The organism is Streptomyces sp. R41, assembly GCF_041053055.1.
Taxonomy (GTDB): Bacteria; Actinomycetota; Actinomycetes; order Streptomycetales; family Streptomycetaceae; genus Streptomyces.
Genome location: NZ_CP163443.1, coordinates 9,417,255 through 9,440,059, shown reverse-complemented (window position 1 = coordinate 9,440,059; position 22,805 = coordinate 9,417,255). Strand labels below are relative to the sequence as shown.

Here is a 22,805-nt window from a genome sequence, read left to right as displayed (position 1 = left end):
CAGAGAGAAGGAGATCCGATGAGCGACCGACCCGGCCCGCTGCAGCCGTCCCGCCGGGGCGTATTGGGGGCGATGGCCGCCCTCACCGCCGGCTTGAGCCTCGGCGCCCCGTCCGCCCGCGCCGCGACGCCAACCTCGTACGTGATGGGCTACTTCACGGAGTCGCCGAACGGCAACGGCTCCGACTACGGCCTCCATCTGGCCGTCAGCACCGACTCGCTCCAGTGGACCCCGCTGAACCAGAACAACCCCGTCGTGACCCCGACCGGAGGCACCGGCGGCCTGCGTGACCCGTTCATCCTGCGCAAGCAGGACGGCACGTTCGTGGTGCTCGCCACCGACCTCAAGGGCACCGACTGGAGCCTGCAGAGCCAGTACATCCACGTCTGGGACTCCGCCGACCTGCGCTCCTTCACCGGCTACCGCCGGCTGAAGCTGCACGACATGGCCACCCACAGCTGGGCGCCGGAGGCTTTCTGGGACGCCGGCCGCGGGCAGTACGGGATCATCTACTCGGCCGTCAACTCCACTGGCCACAACGTCATCATGGTGAACTACACCACCGACTTCGTGACGGCGTCGACCGCGCAGGTCTTCTTCGACCCCGGCTACGACGTCATCGACGGCGACCTGGCCGTCGGCGTCAGCGGGGTCAACTACCTGTACTTCAAGAAGGACCAGACGCTGGTGGGCGCCAGGTCCACCACCCTGGACCCGGGCAGCTTCACCGTGTTCAGCACGCCGGTCTCGCACGGCGGCACTGAGGCCCCGATCCTCGTGAAGTCCCAGACGTCAAGCACCTGGTACCTCTGGGGAGACACCTACACGCCCAACGGCGTCTTCTACGCCTGGCAGAGCACCAATCTCGCCGCCGGCACCTGGACCGCGGTCGATCAGCGCCTGTACACGCAGCCGGTGAACTCCAAGCACGCCACCATCCAGGCGATCACGACGACCGAGTACAACAACCTTCTCGCGAAGTGGGGCGCTCCGGCCTGGAACCGGATCAAGTCCTACAACTATCCCGCGCGTTACGTCCGCCACTCCAACTACGTCGGCAGAATCGACGAGTACCCCTTCGACCCGTACACCGACTCCGAGTGGAAGCTCGTGCCGGGTCTCGCCGACAGCGCGGGAGTGTCCCTCCAGTCGGTCAACTACCCGACCCGCTATCTGCGGCACTACAACTACCAGCTGCAACTGGACGTCAGCGACGGCACGACGACGTTCGCACAGGACGCCACGTTCTACCGGACGGCGGGTCTGGCCGACACCTCGTGGTCATCCTTCCGCTCCTACAACAACCCGGACCGTTACATCCGGCACGCAAACTACGTGCTGCGCATCGATCCCATCTCCACCAGCACCGACAAGGCCGACGCCACGTTCTCGGTCGGTTACTGACCTCCCCTCGCCCCCAGGAGACACCCCCCATGTCACCTCTCCGCAGAGTTCTCGCCTGTCTGGCAGCGGCAACGGCCGCTGTCGGCGGGCTCACGGTGGCCGCTCCGGCCGCGGCCGCCGCCGACTCGGGCTCCTTCAGTGTGCTCAGCTACAACGTCGCCGGACTGCCGGAGTCGCTGTCCAGCGCCTCGACGCCGCGGGACACCAGCACCACCGAGATCGGCCGGCGTATCGCCCCGTACGACATCGTCAACGTCCAGGAGGACTTCAACTACCACGCGTACCTGTACTCCACGGACACCCACCCCTACCGCACCGCGACCAGCGGCGGCGCGGGCATAGGCAGCGGTCTCAACACCGTCTCCAATTACGCCTGGGACGGTGACGACTTCGAGCGCGTGGGCTGGAACGACTGCCAGGTGGACTCGGGCGACTGTCTGACCCCCAAGGGCTTCAGCTTCATGCGAGAGCGCCTGGCCGAGGGCGTGTACGTGGACTTCTACAACCTGCACACCAACGCCGGCACCAACGCCGGCGACCTGGCGGCGCGCGCCGCCAACCTCGCCCAGTTGACCTCGTTCATCGGCACCCACTCGGCGGGCAACGCCGTGGTGGTGATGGGTGACACCAACACCCGCTACACCCGGTCCGGGGACACGATCGCCGAGTTCGCCTCCGCCAACGGCCTCACCGACTCCTGGGTCAAGCTCATCCGCGGCGGCACCCCGCCCGCCAAGGGCAGCGACGCGCTGGTGTGCGACCAGACCGGCGCCACCGTGCCCAACACCTGCGAGGTCGTCGACAAGGTCCTCTACCGCGGCAGCAAGCTGGTGACGCTCAACGCGACCTCGTACAACAACGAGCACGCCAAGTTCCTGAACTCCGAGGGGCTCATGCTCTCCGACCACGACCCGATCACCGTCGGCTTCACCTGGTCACGCAACTCCGCCTTCCAGCTCAGCGACCAGTTCGGCGGCCCGCACGGGGGCTACTTCAACGACATCGACAGCGTGCCGGCCGGTGCCCGCGCCACCACCGTCTCGCTGCACAGCGGTTCGCGCGTCGACCAGATGGGGCTGACGCTGAGCAACGGCACGACGCTTGCGCACGGGGGCACGGGCGGCACCGCCTCGTCCCTCACCCTCGACAGCGGCGAGTACGTCACCTCCGCACAGCTGTGCCAGGGCGTGAAGGACAGCCACACCCGGATCTTCTACGCGAAGTTCGGCACCAACCTGGGCCGCACCCTGGCGGGCGGCACGACGACCTCGGACTGCGTGACCCGCACCGCGCCGTCCGGCTGGCAGATCGCCGGCTTCCACGGCCGCGCCGGTGACGAGGTCGACAAGATCGGCTTCATCTACACCCAGCGCTGACCCGACCGGCCAAGAGACCCTTGCGCCGCCGTGTCCGAGGACACAGCGGCGCAAGGACTCATGAGCCCAACTCGCCTACGAGGAGAGCCATTCGGTGGCGTTGAGCGCGAGGGCCGCGTTGGTGGCGCCGGTGTCGTTCCAGCCGTCGTACAGCGTGTTGCCGGACTGGCCGGTGCCGTCGTCGATCGGCGAGCTGTCGCCCCAGAAGGCGACCTTGCCGCTGCCGAAGGTGCTGGTGGCGAAGAACGCTCCGGTGTTGCCCGAGTAACCGGTCCGGTAGAGCAGGCCCTTGACGGCCGAGTTGTCGGCGGGCTTGAGCGTGGCCGTCGTACCGCTGGCGATGAGGCTCTTGGTGACGGTGCCGAACGAGCCGTGCAGGACCGGGTTGGTGCTGTCGCTGATGGCGCTCGGGTAGTCGGAGCTGATGCTCAGCGAGTCGATGGAGAAGCCGAACGGGTCGGTGCTGTCGACGCTGTTGTTGGTCATCAGGTCGTTGAGGATCTCGACCGCGTCCTCGCCGTCGTTGTTGCGGTCGGCGCCGGTGTGGTCGGAGATCATGAACAGGCCGCCGCCGTTCTTCACGAACGTCATGATCGCGGTCTTCTCGGCGGTGGTGAAGAGCGTGTTGGGCTCGGGCAGCACCAGCTCGTCGAAGTTCGACAGGTCCGTCGCGGCGGAGCCGCCGTAGGTGAGGCTGGAGCCCGAGGGCAGCGTCTTGAGGCTGTAGTTGCCGGTCTTCTGCAGGGCCACGCCCCACGAGGACAGCGCGCCGGTCCAGTCGGTCTCGGCGGACGGGGAGGAGTCCTGGCCGAGCGGGTCGGGCTGGCTGGTGGAGATGATCCAGTCGGCGTTGCCCGCCGTCTCGGCATGGGCGTTGTCGAACAGGATGCGGTGCGTGGTCGCCGCGTGGGCGGGGGACGCGGTGGACGTCTGGAGAGCAGCTCCGGTGAGCAGGACGCCGAGCGCGGTGAGCGCGGTGGCGAGTCTGTGGCGGGGCTTCGTGGGGGTGAGCATCCGACATTCCTCCATGGGTGGGGGGACGGGGGAACAGGCGGTGCGGGCGCCGATCTGCGCGCGTAGAACGGCCGTTGAACAACTGCCGTTCAACACAAGGGTGGACGGTACACACAAGATCACGGCAGCCGGGAGACCCTCCCGGGACTTCTCAGGGAAGTCTTACCCTGCGACACAACTCTCACAAGAAAAGCACGAGTTGACGACTCGTCAGGATGCGTCGGCCAGCCAGGGCCGGACCTGCTTGCGCGCCTCGTGCAGGCGGGACTTGAGCGTGCCGAGCGGGATACCGACCCGCTCGGCCACCTCCGCGTACTCCAGCTGGCAGATGTCCCGGTAGACCAACGGCGCCACCAGATGCGGGTGTTCACGCTCCAGACGCTCCAGCGCCTCCAGGAGGTCGACCCGGGAACCGGCGATGACGCTCGTGGTGCGCGGATCGACATGCTGCGACGCGTCGATGGCGACCGGCTGCTCGGCCGCGTGCCGCTTCAGCTCGCGGTACTTCTGGCGGGCGCAGTTGGCGACCACCGTGTACAGCCAGGTGCTGAAGCGGCTGCGGCCCTCGAACGCGGTGACCTTCCGGGCCACCTGGAGCAGCACGTCCTGGGCCGCCTCCTCGGCGTCCTCACGGCAGGGCAGGAAGCGTCCGCAGCGCCGTACGACCTCGGGCTGGATCTTCTGCAGCAGCGCGTTCAGCGCCGCCTCGTCACCGGCGGCCGCGCGTAGAGCGAGTTCCTCGGTCTCCGCCGCGTCCTGCACTGGGTGCTCCCCTCGGTATAGATCGGAGGCCAGGCATGATAGTCGCATGCACTCCCTGGAGCGGATCGGCCGCTACCGTCTGGACCGGCGCCTGGGCGCGGGCGGCTTCGGCGTGGTCTGGCTCGCCCACGACGACGTGCTGGAGGCGACCGTCGCGGTGAAGGTGCTGTCCGAGAACTGGGTCGACCACCTGGACATCCGGGAGCGCTTCCTCTCCGAGGCACGGCTGCTGCGCCGCGCCGACTCCAACCGGGTCGTCCAGGTGTACGACATCGGTGAACTGCCGGACGGCAGGCCGTACTTCGTCATGGAGTACGCCGACGGGGGCACCCTCGCCGACCGGGTCGAGGCCGGACCGCTGCCGGTGGCGGAGGCCCTGCGGCTGACGGCCCTCGCGGCCCGGGGCGCGGCCGCGCTGCACGAGGCCGGCATCGTGCACCGGGACATCAAGCCGTCCAACGTGCTGCTGCGCACCTCGCCCGGCGGCTTTGACCGTGTGCTGTTGGCGGACCTCGGCCTGGCCAAGAGCCTGGCCCAGGCGTCCGGGCTCACCATGGCGGCGGGTTCCGCCGGATACACGCCGCCCGAGCAGGCCGAGCCCGGCTCCGGGATCGACGCGCGGGCCGATGTGTACAGCCTGGGCGCCCTCGGCTACCACCTGATCACCGGCTCGGTCCCCGGCCCGCCCGGAAAGGTCGTACGGCCCGACCGGCTCCGTACGGACCTGGTCCCCGACGTCCAGCGGGCGTTGCTGCGCGCCATGGAACCCGACCGGGAGCGGCGCTGGCCCACGGCGGCCGGTTTCGCCGTGGAGCTGGAGCGACTGGCCGAACTCGGCGGCGCTCCGAGAGCTCCTCGGCGGCGTCGGTGGGCGGTGATCACGGTGTTGGCCGCCGCCGTCGTGGCCGGGGCCATCGGCGTCACCGCCGCGATCGTGACGCGCGGGCCCACCGCGAAGACCGTCCGGGTCGAGGACAGCACCGGGCGGGTCACGGCCGAGGTACCCGCCGCGTGGGGCCACCAGCTGCGCGACTCCGGATGGAATCCGCACACCCTGGGCCTGACGGACACGAAGGAACCCGGTCTGGCGGTCGCGGACGACCTCGCGAAGTGGCAGGACCTCGGCTCGCGTGTCAACGGAGTCTTCATCGGCCTGAGCGAGCACGGCGACCTCACGGCCGAGGTCCGCGCGATCGCGCACACCGGATGCCACTACGACGGCAGCCGCACCTACAAGGGTGCGCACTGGCACGGTCTGATACGGATCTGGAACGGCTGCCCGGGCAGCGACGGTTCCCTCACGGAGGCGGGGCTCACTCCGGCGGGCGGCGCCGAGCAGCCTCAGGTGTACGTGCAGATCCGCCAGGACGGCGGCGACGACGCAACCGACCGCGTCCTCGGCACCGTACGGGTCGGGGCCTGACGAGAGCTGTACAGGTCCGGGCCTGAGGAGCCGTACGGGTCGGGGCCTGAGCAGTTGGGGCGTGTCCGGCGAAACTTGTCCGCAGGTCCCGCGAACCTTTCCGTGCTCCGGTGCATCGGAGAGTGATGACGGGGCACAACGCGCCGTGCGCACGCGTCAGGACGCGTGCGGTGATTCTCAAGGAGTGGTGACATGGCGACCTTCCGGCGCGGCGCGGCGGACACGGACCGGCTCGGCCCGGTTCCCGCACCCCGCACTTCGACTCCCGCCCGGCGGGCGGCGCTGCTCGCGGGCATCGCGCTGCTGGGCCTGCTCACCGCCTGCGGTACCGACACCCCGCACAACACGCCGCAGAAGCTGCCCGGCACAGCGGAGCCGGCCTCCGGTGACCGGACCACGGACGCCGGTTCGAGTCCCACGGCCGACACGACCGGAAGTCCCGCCACGACCGGTTCCGGTACGACGTCGGGATCGGCCTCCGCGTCGTCCGGGAGCGGCTCGACCGGCACCCGCTGCCACACCTCCGAACTGCGCGCGTCGGTCGGGAACAACGACCCGGGCGCGGGGCAGGAGAACTTCCCCATCGTCCTGACCAACAGCTCAGGGCGCACCTGCACTGTGCGCGGCTACCCGGGAGCGGCGTTCATCGACGCGTCCGGCAAGCAGCTGGGCCCCGATCCGCAGCGTTCCTCGGGCACGCCGACCACGGTCACGCTGGCGCCCGGGCAGAGCGCGTGGGCAGGCCTCACGTTCTCCAACCCGGAGATCAGCGGGGCCCATACGGCGACGCCCGCCTCGCTCCTCGTCACGCCGCCCGACGAGAAGGACTCGCTCAAGGTGAAGTGGACGCAGGGCAAGGTGCCGGTCTCCGGCAACGCTTCCTCGGTGTCCTTGACGGTCGTCCGCGCGGGCACCGGCACCTGACCGATCGCGCTCCCCGTACTCCCCCGCCCCGCCGCCTGTTCCCGCAGGCCGGCGGGGCTCTTTCGTGCGTGCGGAGCGATGGCCGCGCAGGTCGGCGGGGCTGTTTCGCACGTGCGGAGCGACGGCCGCGCAAGTCGGCGGCGGTTTGTCACGGAACAGCAACACGTCCCGATTCCCGCGATCTTTTCCGGAACTCCCGCCCATCCAAACGGTCGACGTGCCCCCGCAGGGCGGCGCGCCGACGGGGACGCGAGCTCCGGCCGCCCGGCCGCAGCCGTGCCGAGGACCGAGGAACTGGGGAACGATCATGAGCGGCATCTCACGCAGGCGGCTGCTGACGGCGACGGCTTCGGCGGGCGCCCTGGGCGCGCTCTCCGCCTGCTCCGCCCAGGGCTGGTCAGTAGGGGGCGACAGTGCGGAAGGGAAGCCCACGGCGCAGGCCCGGCCCACCAAGCCGATCGGCGACGGATCCACCGCCGACACCGGCGCCCAGCCCAGGCAGCCGAAGGCGGAGCGGCTGAAGCCGGGCGAGCGCCCGCCGCAGTTCGTGGTCTTCTCCTGGGACGGCGCGGGTGAACTCAGCAACCAACTGTTCTCCCGCTTCCGCAAGGTGGCCGCCGACCACGGCGCCTCGATGACGTTCTTCCTCAGCGGCATCTACACCCTGCCCGAGTCGAAGAAGCACCTCTACAGTCCGCCGCAGCACCCCGTCGGCGCGTCCGCGATCGGCTACCTCGCCGACCGGCACATCCACGCCACCCTTCAGCAGGTGCGCGCGGCCTGGCTGGAGGGCCACGAGATAGGCACCCACTTCAACGGTCACTTCTGCGGCGCGAACGGGGTCCGCCGCTGGTCCTCCGCCGAGTGGCGCAGCGAGATCGACCAGGCGACGCGCTTCGTCACCGAATGGAAGACCAACACCGGCTTCACCGACCTCGATCCGCTCCCCTTCGACTATCGCAAGGAACTGATCGGCGGCCGCACCCCGTGCCTGGAGGGCCAGTCCGCTCTGCTGCCCACCGCCGCCGAACTCGGCTGGAAATACGACGCCAGCTCTCCCGGCGGCCTCCAGATGTGGCCCGGCAAGGTGCAGGGCGGCCGGATCTGGGATTTCCCGCTCCAGTCGATTCCCTTCTCCGGCCACTCCTTCCAGGTCCTGTCGATGGACTACAACATGATGGCCAACCAGTCGAACGCGAACTCCCTCGGCGACCGCGCCCAGTACGACACCTGGCGCGCCCAGGCCCGCGACACCTACCTCGCCGGATTCCGCCGCGCCTATGAGAGCAATCGCGCGCCCTTCTTCGTCGGCAACCACTTCGAGCGGTGGAACGGCGGTATTTACATGGACGCCGTCGAGGAGACCGTCGAGCGGATCGCCGCCTACGACGACGTACGGATGGTCTCTTTCCGGCAGCTCGTGGAGTGGCTGGAGGCTCAGGATCCGGCGGTCCTGCGGAAGCTGCGCACGCTGACCCCCGGACAGTCGCCGCTCGGCGGCTGGGCGGAATTCCTGGGCACGGCCGCTTCGCCGTCGGGCGCCGCCGGGTCCTGACCACTCACCGGTGGCCTCCTTGGCCTCCCCCGTATCCGTAACCGCCGTACCCATAGCCATAGCCATAGCCATAGCCGGAGCCATAGCCGTACTGCCCGTCTCCCGGGCAGTAGTAATAGGGGTAGTAGCAGTAGTCGTACGCCGGAGAAGTGGACGACGGAGTCGGCCACGGTGTGGACGGCGTCACCGAAGGTTTGTGCGTGGCGGTCGGCGACGGCGGTTTCGAGGGCTGGGAAGGGGCCGGGGCAGCGGGCGCCGTCGATGCACGGGTGGAGTCCCAATTGACCACCTCCAGCTGGAGCGAGGGCGAGGAGGTGTCGAGGGTCCAGCGCTGGGCCGGCTCGTCCTTGCGGAGTTTGAGGACGAGCGCCGCCTCGCCCTTGGCGGAGGCGGGTGCGAGAGCCAGGTCCTGGTTCCAGCGCGGCACCAGGGTGCCCTGCAGGGTGAAGTCGTAGCGCATGTTCTTGGTGCCTGGCTGCGACTCGCCCGAGCAGGGGGCCAGTTGGACCGAGTAGCCCAGGTGGGAGTCGAGGCAGAGGTCGGGGTCGGCCACGTCGCGCAGCAGCCCGTCCGCCTCGTACGACCATTGCTGGGCCGACTTCGAGGTGCACGGGGCGAGTTGGGTCTCCGCGCCCTTCACCGGCTTCTTGCCGACGATGCCGATGCACAGCCCGGTCGCGGCGTTGCGCAGCCTGCCTCGCACGGTGCCGTTCGCCGGGTCACCGGTCCCGATCCAGGACGGGTTCGCGCCGGGCACCGTGCTCGGGCCAGCGCTCGGCGCTTCCGAGGAGCCTGCGCCGTCGGACGTGCCGCCCTCGCCGTCGGAGCTCGAACCGGCCGCCCACAGGACGAGCGGGACCAGGATGAGTGTGCTCACGGTCAGCACGCCGAGTGCGACGTTGCGGCGGCGCGGGGCGCGCCGGGGGGCCTTGTGCGTCGTCGCCCTGTGTGTCGGCGGGCGGGAGGCGGCCGCCGGAGAGCGCGACGCGGTTCGAGGGGGAACTCTCCGTGCGCGTCGGCCGGTTCGGACGTCGAGCCCTCAGGGGCCTCGGGCGGTTCCGTCACCTCCACGATGGCGGTGGCGCGCCCCGGACGGGATTCGAGGTAGGCACGGGCATTCCAGCCGAGCACGGCTTCGGCCAGCGCCAGGGCGAGTGGGCCGTTGAACTGGTTCAACTGGTCCGCGGCGTAGCGGCAGTGTGCGCATCTGGCCATATGACGCCGCAGATCGGGGTCGAGGTCGACACCGCCGCGCCTCAGTGACACGTCCAGCATGCGGTTCTAGCGGCGGCACTCCTGCTCGGGGGCCAGTTCACGATGGATCTCCAGGCAGCCCTCGCGCAGGCGTTCGCGGGCCCGTCTCAGTTCTGTCGGGGCGTCCTCGACGGCGCGGCCCAACAGGGCGGAGGGCACCTCCAGTTGCTCGGCCTCGGCCTCCGCGTGCCACAGCAGGCAGCGGGCGGGCTCGGGGAGCCGCTGGAACGCCCGGGACAGCAGGCGTCTGCGCTCCGGCGGAAGCAGTCGCGCCGCGGCCCGGTCCTCGCGGTCCGAACCGGCGAGCAGTTCGGTATGGAGGAGCTCGCGCCGCTGGTCCATGAGCCACTCGGCGGCTATGCGGCGGACGGTGACCAGCAGTTGCGGTCGCCAGGCCGACGTCGGCCCGGTCTGCCGCAGCGATTCCCCGAACAGTCGGGTGAATGAGGCCGTGGTGAGCATTCCGGCAGGACGCACACCGTGGGTGCACAGGCGTGCGTAAGAGAAGACCGCTTCCCAGTGGCGGTCCAGGAGTTCTCCGACGGGATAGTGCGCGGGCGTGTTCCCCGGGCTGTTCTTGAGGTCTGCCGCGAGCCGCTCATCCGAGACCTCGAACAAGCGAGCGGGGGCCGCTGGGGAATGAGACAGGGCTGCGTCATTCACGTCCGCTTTCCTCCCAAAGGCAACACAGGAATTAGTCCATACCAATGGGTATGTAGACCGCCCGACGAACCGGAGGGCCTACCCATGGGGGGTTGCGCCGCGAACGACCACCTCAGGCAGCTCTTTTGGAGCGAGGGACGAACGGGCGCACCGTATGCGCACAGAAGGAAGTTGAACGTTTGTCTGCACGCCGACAGGCCACACCTTTGCACAGGGCACGGAGCCGGAACAAGCGATCTCGCCTTTTTCCTTTTCGCCTCGGGCGCCTTGATATTGACTGAACGTCAGCCAGGCGCTCGCAAATGAAATTCGGAATCTCGCCGCCCCCACGAACCGCTACCGAACTCACCACATTGGGAGCGCTCTCGTCCGGTCCACCGAGCGCGCTTCCCGCCCGCCATTCCTCCCAGCTCATGTTCCAGCCGCCCAGGCCGTTGTCCGGCGACACGGTTTCGTCGTGGGAGTCGACCACCTCCACCACGTCACCGATGAGGGAGTTCTCGTAGAACCAGTAGGCCGGCGTGCCGGTGTCCTTCGCGCCCTGGGTGTCGTGCAGGCCGACGCAGCCGTGGCTGCCCCTGTCGTCCTGCTTCTGAAAGCCCCTCCGGCGGATCAGTGACCGCTGATCGCCCGAGGTGTGTACGGCTGCTCCAGCTCCTCGATCTCCTTGTCCGTCAACTCCAGCGCGAGGGAGCCGACCGCGTCCTCAACGTGGTGCGGCTTGGTGGCGCCGACGATGGGCGCGCTGACGGTGCTCTGATGCAGCAGCCACGCGAGGGCGACCTGCGCGCGCGTCACCTCGCGCTCGGCGGCGATACGGGCCACGGCGTCGACGATCTCGCGGTCGCCCTCCTGGTAGAGGTTCTTGCCGAACTCGTCCGTCCGGCTGCGCGTCGTCACGGTGTCCCAGTCACGGGTGAGACGGCCGCGGGCGAGCGGGCTCCAGGGCAGTACACCGACACCCTGGTCGGCGCAGAGCGGCAGCATCTCGCGCTCCTCCTCGCGATAGAGGAGGTTGTAGTGGTTCTGCATGGAGACGAACCGCGTCCAGCCGTTCAGCCGGGCCGTGTACTGGGCCTTGGAGAACTGCCAGGCGTACATCGAACTCGCCCCGATGTAACGGGCCTTGCCCGCCTTCACCACGTCGTGCAGGGCCCCCATCGTCTCCTCGACGGGAGTGGCGGGGTCGAAGCGGTGGATCTGGTAGAGGTCGACGTAGTCGGTGCCCAGTCGGCGCAGGCTGTTGTCGATCTCCGTCATGATCGCCTTGCGGGACAGGCCCCGCCCGTTGGGACCGTCGTGCATCGCGCCGTTCACCTTGGTGGCGATGACGATCTCGTCGCGGCGGGTGAGGTCGGCGAGCACCCGGCCGACGATCTCCTCGCTGGTGCCGTCGGAGTACACGTTCGCCGTGTCCAAAAAGTTGATCCCGGCCTCCAGCGCCTGGCGGATCAACGGCCGTGACGCCTCTTCGTCGAGGGTCCACTCGTGGACGCCTCGGTCGGGAAGGCCGAAACTCATGCAGCCCAGGCAGATCCGGGAGACGTCCAGGCCCGTCGAACCGAGCTTCACGTACTGCATGCTCTCTCCTGCTCTCGCTGGCGGTGTGGTCGGGCACTCCGACGACTTGATCCTTGCCCGCGACGGGCGGCACGAAGCCCTACTCCACGGGGCCTTCCACGTCGTCATACACATGCGCGGCCGTGATCAGGCCGTCACCGCCCCGCGTGTAGACGGCCAGGCCCGCCTGCGGCGGCAGGTCTGCGTCGCCCCAGCGGTCGCAGATGTACTCGAACGCGCTGCGGGTGCCGTCCTCGGTGACGGTGCACAGCTTGAGCGGGATGCCGCCGCCCGCGGAGAAGAAGCCCTTGTAGAAGTCGGACAGCACCGAGGTGCCGACGTATCGGTAGGCGTCGCCGGACGGCTCGCGGAAGTAGCCGTCGGCCGCGAAGGTGGCGACGACGCCGGCCACGTCGCCCGCGCCGAGGGCCGCCTTGTAGGCGCCCACCACGTCCGAGGCGTGCGCGTCCGGGTCGTACGGCAGCATCGGGGGGCGTACGACGTGATGGCCGAGCAGCGGCCACCGGGAGTGGTAGATCCGCACAGGCAGCGTGGACGCCGGCTCCACGGCGACGGCGACGGGGAGCCCGACGCGCTTGCCGTCCGGGCCGCTCACGTGCGCGACCCATTCGCCCACGGCCCGTTTCTCGGTGAACGTGGTGGCGACCGGCTCGATGTCCACCCGGTGTTCCGCGCGCCATTTCTCCTGCTCGGCGAGCCAGGCGGCGAGCACGACCACGCCGCTGATACGGCCGGCTTCCGGGTCGTCGAGTGCGACGGGGACGGTGGCCGCGATCGGGTCGCGCAGGGCGGCGGCGAGGTCGGCGGCGCCGATTCGGTCGACGAGGTCGGTGATCTGCGGGATCCAGACCATGGGGGCTCCAGAGAAGTGTGCGGTGGTTCGTCTTCGCATCGTGTGCCCGTACGGAGCGGGGCGCGACCTCAGCGGCGTACGCCCGGGGGTCCCGAGCCCGGGGCCGGCGGCTCCCGGGAGACTTCCGCGCCGGTCAGACCGGCTGACCGCCGAACGGGCGGTCCCGTGGTGCAGCAGGCTGCACCACGGATTCGGGGGCTCACTCCCTCGTTGCGGCGAGCGCGCGACGGGATCGTAGTGGGCGGAGATCGCGCCAGATCTTCGATCTACCCGCCGCCCCGATGTGAGGACCCTTTCATGGCCGTGAACCGCCGACGCGGACGCCGTACCGCAGCCATCGCCACCGCCGTGGCCGCCGTCGCGCTCACCGCGGGACTCGCCAGCGGATGCGACAACGTCGACGACTCGCTGGACTGACTGCCGAACGCCGACACGATCGCCGACAGCCTCAAGGCAATCCATGAGGCCGGCCTGGACGCGGCGAACGATCCTTCGCGGACCGACGAGTCCATCGAAACCATCGACAAGAACCTCGACAAGATCGGCGACAACAGCGACGACGGCAAGGTCAGCATGGCGGTCGACGACCTCGACAAGGCGATCGCGGACTACAACAAGGCCGTCCTGAACGGCGACACCGACCCTGACGCCAGCAAGATCAACGACGCGGCCGACGCACTGAAGAACGTCTGCACGTCGTAACCGGTCCCGACGGCGTCGCCCGTTCCGGCCCGCGCCCGCGGGCGGCCCCCTCCGCCCCGAGCCCACAGTCCACCCTCAGCCACGCCACAGCACTCCCTTAACCGGCTACGACACGGTTGACGCATGCCTGGCACTTCTGGGATCCATGAGGACCTGATCCGCGTGCTGATCGTCGATGACGAACCGGGGCTCGTCGAGGTGTTGTCCGTGGCCGTCGCCGAGGCGGGCTGGCGGCCCTACCCGGCGGCCGACGGGGAGAGCGCGCTGCGCGTCGCCCGCGGCTGCGCCCCGCACGCCGTCGTCCTCGACGGGATGCTGCCCGGCCTGGACGGCGTGCAGGTGCTGCGGCGACTGCGGTACGAGGACCCGAAGCTGCCCGTCCTCATGCTCACCGCCCGGGACGCGCTGGAGCACCGCATCGAGGGACTTTCGGCGGGCGCGGACGACTACGTGACCAAACCGTTCTCCCTGGAAGAGGTCGTCCTGCGGCTGCGCGGGCTGCTGCGCCGGGCCGGCGTCGAGGACGCGAAGGCCGACGGCTGCGTGCTGACCCTCGGGGATCTTGTCCTGAGCGAGAAGACCAGGGAAGCGCACCGCGACGGTACGCCCATCGAACTCACCGCCAAGGAGTTCGACCTGCTCTGGATGCTCATGAGCCACCCGCGGCAGGTACTGAGCAAGGCGCAGATCCTCGACCACGTCTGGAGCAGCTCCTTCGACGCCGGAGGAAACCTCGTGGAGGCCTACATCTCCAATCTGCGCCGGAAGATCGACAAAGGGCGGGCGCCGATGATCCGCACGATGCGCAGGATGGGGTACGCCATCAGGCCGGTGGAGCAGGGCGGATGAGACCCCGGCCGCGGGGGCGCTCGCTGCGGACCCGTCTGCTGCTCTTCATCGGCCTCACCCTCGTCGTGGTGTGCGCCGCCATGGCACTCACCACCATCTACGCCCAACGCGCCTACCTGCTCGGCAACCTGGACCAGCGGGTCACCGACGCCGCCGCGCGGAGCCAGGGCGGACTGCAGCGCCGTACGGGAAGTGCCACGGACCTCGGGTTCCTGAACGAGCGCGGCCAGCCCATCGGCACGCTGGCCGCCCGCTTCGACGACGACGGTGCCGTCATCGCGGCGGAAGTCGTGACCGAGGACGGCAGCCAGCGGGTCCTCACCGCCGCCCAGCGCGCCGCCCTCGAGGGCATCACCACCGACGGCTCCTTGCACACCCGGGACATCCCCGGGCTCGGCACCTACCGCTTGACCGCCATCAGTGGTGACGGCGTCCCTGTGCTCAGCGGGATGCCCATGGACCACGTACAGCACATGATCGGCAACCTGGTCCTGCTCGAGGCCGTCGTGTCGGGCGTCGGGCTCACCGTCGCGGGCTGTGTCTGCGCCGTGGTCATACGGCGTCAGCTGCGCCCCCTCGGCCGGGTCGCCGCCACCGCGGTGGAGGTGTCCCACGCGCCTCTGGGACACGGTGAGGTCACCGGCCTCACCCGCGTGCCCGGCCACGACACCGACCCCGGCACCGAGGCGGGCCAGGTCGGTGCCGCGCTCAACCGCATGATCGACCACGTCGAGACCTCGCTCGCGCAGCGCCAGCGCACCGAGGAACGCATGCGCCGCTTCCTGGCCGACGCGAGCCACGAACTGCGTACGCCGCTCTCGTCGATCACCGCGTACGCGGAGCTGATGCATCGCGGCACCGACAAGATCGATCCCACCCTCGCCTGGGGCCGCGTCTCCGCCGATTCGGCGCGCATGACCGGCCTGGTGGAGGATCTGCTGCTGCTCGCCCGGCTCGACGAGGGGCGTCCCCTGCGATCCGCCGAGGTGGATCTCACGTCCCTGGTCGCCGAGGCGGTCTGGGACGCGCGGGCCGTCGGCCAGACCCACGGCTGGCAGCTGGCGCTGCTCCTCGACGCACCGGCAGTGGTCACCGGCGACAAGGCGCGACTGCACCAGGTGGTGTCCAATCTGCTGGCCAACGCGCGTGTGCACACACCTGCCGGCACCACGGTCACCGCCTCCGTCGAGGCCACGGACGAGCAGTGCGTCATCCGCGTACGCGACGACGGCCCCGGCATCCCGCAGGAGCTCCTGCCCACGGTCTTCGAACGCTTCACCAGAGCCGACGCCTCGCGCTCCCGCGCCCCCGGCAAGGAGGCCGGCACCGGTCTGGGGCTGGCCATCGCCACCGCGATCACGTCCGCGCACGGCGGCCGCCTCAGCGTCGTGAGCGAGCCCGGGCGCACGGAGTTCAGCATCGAGCTGCCTCCCGCCGGCTCCGCCGAGCCGCCCGCTCCGGTACCCGGCCGGCGGTCGGCCATCGGCGCCCAGAAACTCTGAGCGATCTCACAGACGCGCAGGTCACGTACGTTCCGCGCGGTTCTCTGCCCTTGATTTCGCTGTCCCTGGAAGCCCGATTCAGTTTCGAATCAGCTTGCTGCGCCAGAGTCGTCCCCGCGCGGCCGTCCGAAGTGGACGTGCCCATGACGAAGGGAGCCAGCGACGATGACCGAGCTCGACAACGGGGACACCGCAGCGCCTCAGGAGCAGTCGCAGACCAGCCGCCGGGCGCACGCGAGCCGCCGCAACTTCATGCGCAAGGTCTTCTTCGCCAGCGGCGCCACAGCGGTCGCGACCATGGGCGGCGCGGGCGCTTGGGCCGCGCTCGCCGACGACACCACCGGCACCGCCGACGCCTCGGCGTCCGCCTCCCCGAGCGGCGCCCCCGGCGGCCCCGGCGGCGGCACCGGCGGTCCCGGCAACCAGTCGATCACCGAGGACTTCTTCGGGCTGACCACCGACGGCAAGCGGATCGACGACCTCTACACGATCCACTCCACCGGTGTCGCGACCGCGCCCGTGATCGCCGCCGCGAACGCCTTCCTGGCCGGCCTCACCGACACCCAGAAGACCGCGACGCAGTTCACCGTCCACTCCACCGAGTGGCGGCTGTGGAGCAACGTCGACTCCTACGCGCGCCAGGGCGTCACACTCGCGAACATGACGGATGATCAGAAGACTCTGGGTACCGCCCTGTTGAAGTCGGCGCTCAGCGCGGACGGCCTGGAGACCACCGAGAAGATCCGCAGGATCAACCAGGCGGCGGGCGAGGCGATCAACAACACCACCGCCTTCAACGAGGACGCCTACTACTGGACGCTGATGGGCACCCCGTCGGCCACCGAGCCCTGGGGCTTCCAGTTCGACGGCCACCATCTGGTCATCAACTACTTCGTGCTCGGCGACCAGGTCGTCATGAGCCCCTGCTTCTGGGGCTCCGAGCCGACCTCGATGGAGATCGACGGCGAGACCGTCACGGTCTGCCACGAGGAGGTCGTGGCCGGCCTCGCCTTCATCAACTCCCTGACGGAGGCCCAGCGGAAGGTCGCCATCGCGTCCTCGACCAAGTCCGACGAGTCGATGAAGGCGGGTGCCTTCTCCGACAACACGGTCCAGGAGTACACGGGCATTCGCGGCGATGTCCTGAACGGCACCCAGAAGAAGAAGCTCCTCGGCATCGTCGAGGCCTTCGTCAGCCGCGGCAAGGCGGATGTCGCCGAGGTGCGGATGGCGGAGGTGCGCAAGTACCTCGACGACACCTACGTGACCTGGGCGGGCGGCATCGCCGAGGACTCCGCCTTCTACGTCCGGGTGCACAGCCCGGTCGTCTGGGTCGAGGTCGACTGCCAGGCCCCCGGCCCGCTCGCGGGCGCGTACGGCGCCACGCGGGGCAGCGGCGCGACCCAGAAGCACGTCCACTCCATCATCCGCACGCCGAACGGCAACGACTACGGGAGGGAGCTCCTGCGACAGCACTACCTGACGTCACCTCACCACCACTGATCGCGAGGGCCGCACCCGTCCGGGTGCGGCCCTCGGCGTGGGCGAGAGCGGAGGGCCGCACGTCGCGGCGATCATGATTGCCTTGCCCGTCCCGGAAGCCACGCGGATCATGGAAGCCACAGAGGCATCCAGACGTTGACGGCTGAGACGTCAGAGACCCGTCCTTCCGGAGCAGCCATGTCGAACCAGCGGAATCGCGATCCCCACCAGGCGCAGGGCTCCCGAGTGGAAGCGACGCGGTTCTCCGTACTCGACCGCTCGCGCACCCGCGAGGGGCACCAGGTGACCGAGGCCCTGCGCGACACCGTACGGCTGGCCCAGGATCTGGAGAAGCTCGGCTACCACCGGATCTGGGTCTCCGAGCACCATGGTGTTCCCGGCGTCGCCGGGTCCGCGCCCACCGTGCTGGCCGCCGCGGTCGCCGCCGCCACGCGGTCGATCCGGGTCGGCACCGGCGGTGTGATGCTGCCGAACCACCAACCCCTCGTCGTGGCCGAGCAGTTCGGTGTGCTGGAGTCCCTGTTTCCGGGGCGGATCGACATGGGCCTGGGCCGTTCCGTCGGCTTCACCGACGGTGTGCGCAGTGCGCTCGGACGGGACAAGGACGACGCCGAGGACTTCGCGGCCCAGCTCGACGAACTCCTCGGCTGGTTCCGCGGCACATCGCCGACCGGCGTGCACGCGCGCCCCACGGAAGGCCTGACCGTGCCGCCCTTCGTGCTGGCCCTGGGCGAGGGTGCCACGATCGCGGCTCGGGCCGGTCTGCCGATGGTCATCGGGGACCTCAGGAACCGGGAGAAGATGCGGCGCGGCATCGACCACTACCGGGCGACCTTCCGCCCGTCGGTCTGGGCACGGGAGCCGTACGTCGTCGTCTCCGGCACCGTCGCGGTCGCCGCGAGCCCCGAGGAGGCGCGCCGTCTGCTGCTCCCGGAGGCCTGGTCGATGGCGTACTCCCGCACGCACGGCACGTTCCCGCCGCTGCCGCCCGCCGAGCGCGTCGAGGCCCTCACCATGACCGCCAAGGAGCGCGGCCTCTACGAGTCCGGCCTGGCCGGCCACATCGTGGGCACCGAGGACCAGGTCGCCCACGAGCTGGAGACGCTGATCAAGGAGACCGGCGCCCAGGAGGTGCTGGTCACGACCAGTACGTACGACCGGGACGCCCTGCTGAACTCCTTCCGCGGACTCGCCCGGGTCGCGGGACTGACCACGACCTAGAATCGTGGGGTTTGCCCCGAGCCCCACCGATGTCCAGGCCCCAGGCCGCCCACAGGAGTCCCGCCGATGCCCAGCCCCCACGGCCCCCACGACTCGTACGTCCGCGTCCGGGGAGCCCGTGAGCACAACCTCCAGGGCGTGGACGTCGACATCCCGCGTGACGTCCTCGCGGTCTTCACCGGCGTCTCCGGCTCCGGAAAGTCCTCGCTGGCCTTCGGGACGATCTACGCGGAGGCGCAGCGGCGCTACTTCGAGTCGGTCGCCCCGTACGCGCGGCGGCTGATCCACCAAGTAGGGGCGCCGAAGGTCGGGGAGATCACCGGGCTGCCGCCCGCGGTCTCGCTTCAGCAGCGCCGCTCGTCGCCGACCTCGCGCTCGTCCGTCGGGACGGTCACCAATCTCTCCAACTCACTGCGGATGCTGTTCTCGCGGGCGGGCGACTATCCCGAGGGCGCCGAGCGGCTGGACTCGGACGCGTTCTCGCCCAATACGACGGCCGGGGCCTGCCCCGAGTGCCATGGGCTCGGCCAAGTGCACCGTACGACGGAGGAGTTGCTGGTACCGGATCCGGCGCTGTCGATCCGTGCGGGGGCGATCGCCGCGTGGCCGGGTGCCTGGCAGGGCAAGAACCTGCGGGACATCCTCGACACGCTCGGGTACGACGTGGACCGGCCCTGGCGCGAGCTGCCCGCCGAGGAACGGGAGTGGATCCTCTTCACGGACGAGCAGCCGGTGGTCACCGTGCATCCGGTGCGAGACGCCGAGCGGATCCAACGCCCTTACCAGGGCACGTACATGAGTGCACGGCGCTATGTCATGAAGACCTTCTCCGACACGAAGAGCCCGACGCTCCGGGCCAAGGCCGAGCGGTTTCTCACCAGCGCTCCCTGTCCGCTGTGCGGCGGCAGCCGGCTGCGTCCGGAGGCGCTGGCGGTGACGTTCGCGGGACGGAACATCGCTGAGCTGGCCGCGTCGCCGTTGGCGGAGCTGGCCCGTATGCCGCACGGGACTACCGAGGCCGCCCGGGTGCTCACCGACGATCTCACGTCCCGTATCGCGCCCGTCGTCGAGCTCGGCCTCGGCTATCTCAGCCTGGACCGGGCGGCCCCGACGCTCTCCGCGGGCGAACTCCAACGGCTGCGCCTGGCAACGCAGCTGCGCTCCGGGCTCTTCGGGGTCGTGTACGTGCTGGACGAGCCGTCCGCCGGACTGCACCCGGCGGACACGGAGGCCTCGCTCACGGTCCTGGAGCGGCTGAAGTCGGCGGGGAACTCGGTGTTCGTCGTCGAGCACCATCTCGATGTCGTGCGCGGCGCCGACTGGCTCGTCGACGTCGGGCCGCGCGCCGGGGAGCACGGCGGGCGGGTACTGCACAGTGGTCCGGTGGCGGAGCTGGCCGCGGTCGAGGAGTCGGCCACGGCACGCTTCCTCTTCGACCGCTCCCCCGCTCCGGTACGCGAAGTCCGGTCGCCGGGCGGTCAGTTGAAGATCGGGCCGGTCACCCGGCACAACCTGCGCGGGGTCACCGCCGAGTTCCCGCTCGGTGTGTTCACCGCGGTGACCGGCGTCTCCGGCTCCGGCAAGTCCACACTGATCGGCGAGGTGACGGAGGACCTGACGGGTGTCGGACGGCTCGTCTCCGTCGACCAGAAGCCCATCGGCCGTACCCCGCGCTCGAACCTGGCGACGTACACCGGGCTCTTCGACGTCGTGCGCAAGGTCTTCGCCGCGACGGACGAGGCGCGGCGGCGCGGCTACGGCGTCGGACGATTCTCCTTCAACGTCGCCGGCGGTCGCTGCGAGACCTGTCAAGGTGAGGGATTCGTCAGCGTGGAGCTGCTGTTCCTGCCCAGCACCTATGCGCCGTGCCCGGACTGCGGCGGGGCGCGCTACAACCCCGAGACGCTCGAAGTGACGTACCGGGGACGGAACATCGCGCAGGTCCTGGACCTGACGGTGGAGGCGGCGGCGCGGTTCTTCGCCGAGACGGACACCCCGGCCGTCGCGCGTAGCCTCACCACGCTCCTCGACGTGGGCCTCGGCTATCTGCGACTCGGCCAGCCCGCCACGGAGTTGTCCGGCGGCGAGGCACAACGCATCAAGCTGGCCAGCGAGTTGCAGCGGACACGCCGCGGGCACACCCTCTATCTGCTCGACGAGCCGACGACGGGGCTGCACCCGGCCGATGTCGAGGTGCTGATGCGCCAGCTGCACGGTCTGGTCGACGCCGGCCACACCGTCGTGGTCGTCGAGCACGACATGACCGTCGTCGCGGGCGCCGACTGGGTGATCGACCTGGGCCCGGGCGGCGGCGACGCGGGCGGGCGGATCGTCGCGGCGGGACCTCCGGGCGAGGTGGCGCGGGCGCAGGGCAGCACGACGGCCCCGTATCTCGCCCGCGCGCTCCCTGAGGCCCCCTAGGCGCACATGATGTGCGGGTCGCCCTGCGCGTGCCGCCCTCCCTGCGCGGCACGGGCGAGACCGCGCCGGTCGGTGTGATCGCCCGGCGCGAGCACGGGCAGCACCTGCACCTCCGCGACGAGCGCGTCGGCCGATACGACCCGCCACACGGAAGCGAGCAGCGAGTCACTCCCGACGAACGCGGGCGCGGTGCTCGCCGTGCCGTCCGCGAGCCGGTAGTGGATGCGCACGGGCTGGACGGGCACGTCGGCGTCGAGCGCGGCCTGGAAGACGGCCCGCCGGAAGTGTCCCTGGGCCCGGCCGCACCAGGTGCTGCCCTCGGGGAAGGCGACGACGGCTGCCCCGTCGCGCAGGGCGTCCGCGATCCGCCCCACCGTGCCGGGCAGGGCGCGGAGCCGGTCGCGCTCGATGAACAGGGTGCCTCCGCGGGCGGCCAGCGGGCCGGCCACGGGCCAGCCGCGGACCTCGGTCTTGGCGAGCATCCGCGCCGGGCGGACGGCGGCGAGCAGGGGGATGTCCAGCCACGAGATGTGGTTGGCGACGATCAGCAGTCCCCCGGTGGGCGCGGCGGCCCCGGTGAACCGCACCCGTACGCCGGCGGCGCTCACCACGGACCGGCACCAGCGACGGATCCACCGGTCACGCGTCCTCGCCCGCAGCCGTCCGACGAGCGGGGTCAGTGCGACGCCGACGAGGACCAGCACCAGGACCGAGACGAGCCGCGCCGTGGCGCGCGGCACGGCGGCCCAGGACGCCGTGGAATCCACACAGCTGTGCGGAGAGCAGGGCGCGGTGGGCAGCCACGCGCTGGTCGGCGGGGCGGGGCGAGCCGCGACGGGACGCGGCGCCGGGGACACCGTCGCGGAGTCCGCGAGGACAACCCCGCGCCGGCCGGGCAGCGCCGCCCCGCCGAAGCGGGGGCGGCGTATGACGGACAGACGGGGCGCTCCGGTACGAGGGGCGCTCATCAGGCCGGGACGAGCGAGAGGAAGTGCCGCAGATAGCGCGGGTTGACCCGGCGCATCGACAGCAGCACGTACAGGTCGGCGACACCGAAGTCGGCGTCGTGGGCCGGCTGGCCGCACACCCAGGCGCCGAGCCGGAGGTAGCCGCGCAGCAGCGGGGGCAGCTCCGTCCGCGCGGGGCGGGCGACGCCCTCCGCGCTCCAGGGCAGCAGCGGCCGTACGCGGTACTCCTCGGGCGCCAGGTGCTTCGCCTGGACGCGGTCCCAGGTCCCGGCAGCGAGCGCGCCGCCGTCGGCCAGCGGGATCGAGCAGCAGCCCGCGAGCCACTCGTGGCCGCCGTCGACCATGTACCGCGCTATCCCGGCCCAGATGAGCCCGATGACCGCGCCGTCGCGGTGATCGGGGTGCACGCAGGAACGGCCCACCTCGACCAGCCCGGAGCGGATTCCGGCCAGCGGGCCGAGGTCGAACTCGCCCTCCGAGTACAGCCGTCCGGCGATCGCGGCACGCTCCGGCGGCAGCAGCCGGTAGGTGCCGACGACCTGGTCGCTCACCGTGTCGCGGACCAGCAGGTGGTCGCAGTACGCGTCGAAGGGGTCGATGTCGAGGCCCGGCTGCGGGGTGGACAGGAGGGCTCCCATCTCCCCCGCGAAGACGTCGTGCCGCAGCCGCTGGGCTGCCCGCACGTCGGCCTCGTCGCGGGCGAGGGTGACGGTGTAGCGGGTGGGGGCCACGGGCTGTGGGGGGCTGTCGAGGGTGGAAACGCCGGTCATGGCACTCTCCTGGTCACGGGCCGGTTCGGCGGTGCGGCGGCAGACCGTGTCGGTGCGGTC

Annotated in this window: 18 protein-coding genes and 2 pseudogenes; 11 read left to right on the top strand and 9 right to left on the bottom strand. The window is 70.4% G+C overall.

Features of this window, described 5'->3' with window-relative positions:
• Positions 1-18: 18 nt before the first annotated feature.
• Together AB5J53_RS42880 and AB5J53_RS42875 are read left to right on the top strand one after the other, a co-directional pair.
• Complete coding sequence (locus AB5J53_RS42880; protein WP_369250984.1) at positions 19-1,404, top strand: glycoside hydrolase family 43 protein; 1,386 nt, start codon at positions 19-21, stop codon at positions 1,402-1,404.
• Between the two features lie 29 nt (positions 1,405-1,433).
• Complete coding sequence (locus tag AB5J53_RS42875; protein ID WP_369250983.1) at positions 1,434-2,780, top strand: jacalin-like lectin; 1,347 nt, start codon at positions 1,434-1,436, stop codon at positions 2,778-2,780.
• Between the two features lie 81 nt (positions 2,781-2,861).
• Here AB5J53_RS42875 and AB5J53_RS42870 read toward each other — a convergent pair.
• Positions 2,862-3,794 (bottom strand): annotated as a pseudogene (locus AB5J53_RS42870) (hydrolase); the annotation flags it as partial.
• 210 nt (positions 3,795-4,004) lie between these two features.
• The gene (locus AB5J53_RS42865; RefSeq protein ID WP_369250982.1) at positions 4,005-4,556 is read right to left on the bottom strand and encodes an RNA polymerase sigma factor; all 552 of its coding nucleotides are present in this window, start codon (positions 4,554-4,556) and stop codon (positions 4,005-4,007) included.
• A gap of 46 nt (positions 4,557-4,602) precedes the next feature.
• Between AB5J53_RS42865 and AB5J53_RS42860 the strand changes: the two genes are divergently transcribed.
• From AB5J53_RS42860 to AB5J53_RS42850, 3 genes are all read left to right on the top strand, one after another.
• Positions 4,603-5,979, top strand: a complete 1,377-nt coding sequence (locus AB5J53_RS42860) for a serine/threonine-protein kinase (protein ID WP_369250981.1) — start codon at positions 4,603-4,605, stop codon at positions 5,977-5,979.
• Positions 5,980-6,171: 192 nt separating this feature from the next.
• Entirely contained in the window at positions 6,172-6,903 is a 732-nt protein-coding gene (locus AB5J53_RS42855) for a DUF4232 domain-containing protein (RefSeq protein WP_369250980.1), read from the top strand.
• 307 nt (positions 6,904-7,210) lie between these two features.
• Positions 7,211-8,458: a hypothetical protein gene (locus AB5J53_RS42850; RefSeq protein ID WP_369250979.1), complete on the top strand. Its 1,248-nt coding sequence runs from the start codon at positions 7,211-7,213 to the stop codon at positions 8,456-8,458.
• 4 nt (positions 8,459-8,462) lie between these two features.
• Here AB5J53_RS42850 and AB5J53_RS42845 read toward each other — a convergent pair whose 3' ends face one another.
• The 5 genes and pseudogenes from AB5J53_RS42845 to AB5J53_RS42825 form a co-directional block, all read right to left on the bottom strand.
• Complete coding sequence (locus AB5J53_RS42845) at positions 8,463-9,335, bottom strand: ricin-type beta-trefoil lectin domain protein (protein ID WP_369250978.1); 873 nt, start codon at positions 9,333-9,335, stop codon at positions 8,463-8,465.
• 404 nt (positions 9,336-9,739) lie between these two features.
• Complete coding sequence (locus AB5J53_RS42840) at positions 9,740-10,375, bottom strand: hypothetical protein (protein ID WP_369250977.1); 636 nt, start codon at positions 10,373-10,375, stop codon at positions 9,740-9,742.
• A gap of 379 nt (positions 10,376-10,754) precedes the next feature.
• A pseudogene (locus AB5J53_RS42835) lies at positions 10,755-10,949 on the bottom strand (hypothetical protein); the annotation flags it as partial.
• A 38-nt stretch (positions 10,950-10,987) separates the two neighbouring features.
• On the bottom strand, positions 10,988-11,956 hold the full coding sequence (locus AB5J53_RS42830; RefSeq protein WP_369250976.1) for an aldo/keto reductase: 969 nt from the start codon (positions 11,954-11,956) through the stop codon (positions 10,988-10,990).
• A 79-nt stretch (positions 11,957-12,035) separates the two neighbouring features.
• The gene (locus AB5J53_RS42825; RefSeq protein WP_369250975.1) at positions 12,036-12,809 is read right to left on the bottom strand and encodes a nuclear transport factor 2 family protein; all 774 of its coding nucleotides are present in this window, start codon (positions 12,807-12,809) and stop codon (positions 12,036-12,038) included.
• Between the two features lie 573 nt (positions 12,810-13,382).
• On the opposite strand from AB5J53_RS42825, the gene AB5J53_RS42820 reads away from it, so the two are divergent.
• The 6 genes from AB5J53_RS42820 (at position 13,383) to AB5J53_RS42795 (ending at position 21,007) form a co-directional block, all read left to right on the top strand.
• Positions 13,383-13,511 (top strand): hypothetical protein, encoded by a 129-nt coding sequence (locus AB5J53_RS42820; RefSeq protein WP_369250974.1) that lies wholly within the window; start codon positions 13,383-13,385, stop codon positions 13,509-13,511.
• A gap of 123 nt (positions 13,512-13,634) precedes the next feature.
• Positions 13,635-14,360, top strand: coding sequence for a response regulator transcription factor (locus AB5J53_RS42815; RefSeq protein ID WP_369250973.1), 726 nt, complete (start codon positions 13,635-13,637; stop codon positions 14,358-14,360).
• Positions 14,357-15,862 (top strand): ATP-binding protein, encoded by a 1,506-nt coding sequence (locus AB5J53_RS42810; protein ID WP_369250972.1) that lies wholly within the window; start codon positions 14,357-14,359, stop codon positions 15,860-15,862. Before AB5J53_RS42815 ends, AB5J53_RS42810 begins: the two co-directional genes overlap by 4 nt.
• Positions 15,863-16,027: 165 nt before the next feature.
• Positions 16,028-17,365 (top strand): DUF3500 domain-containing protein, encoded by a 1,338-nt coding sequence (locus tag AB5J53_RS42805; protein WP_369250971.1) that lies wholly within the window; start codon positions 16,028-16,030, stop codon positions 17,363-17,365.
• A 177-nt stretch (positions 17,366-17,542) separates the two neighbouring features.
• Positions 17,543-18,586, top strand: coding sequence for an LLM class flavin-dependent oxidoreductase (locus AB5J53_RS42800; protein ID WP_369250970.1), 1,044 nt, complete (start codon positions 17,543-17,545; stop codon positions 18,584-18,586).
• A 66-nt stretch (positions 18,587-18,652) separates the two neighbouring features.
• A complete protein-coding gene (locus AB5J53_RS42795; RefSeq protein WP_369250969.1) occupies positions 18,653-21,007 on the top strand; it encodes an ATP-binding cassette domain-containing protein in 2,355 nt (784 codons plus the stop codon).
• On the opposite strand, the gene AB5J53_RS42790 is transcribed toward AB5J53_RS42795, so the two are convergent.
• Both AB5J53_RS42790 and AB5J53_RS42785 read right to left on the bottom strand, forming a co-directional pair.
• Complete coding sequence (locus AB5J53_RS42790) at positions 21,004-21,975, bottom strand: lysophospholipid acyltransferase family protein (protein WP_369250968.1); 972 nt, start codon at positions 21,973-21,975, stop codon at positions 21,004-21,006. The genes AB5J53_RS42795 and AB5J53_RS42790 overlap by 4 nt on opposite strands.
• Positions 21,975-22,745 (bottom strand): GNAT family N-acetyltransferase, encoded by a 771-nt coding sequence (locus AB5J53_RS42785; RefSeq protein ID WP_369250967.1) that lies wholly within the window; start codon positions 22,743-22,745, stop codon positions 21,975-21,977. Before AB5J53_RS42785 ends, AB5J53_RS42790 begins: the two co-directional genes overlap by 1 nt.
• Positions 22,746-22,805: the final 60 nt, after the last annotated feature.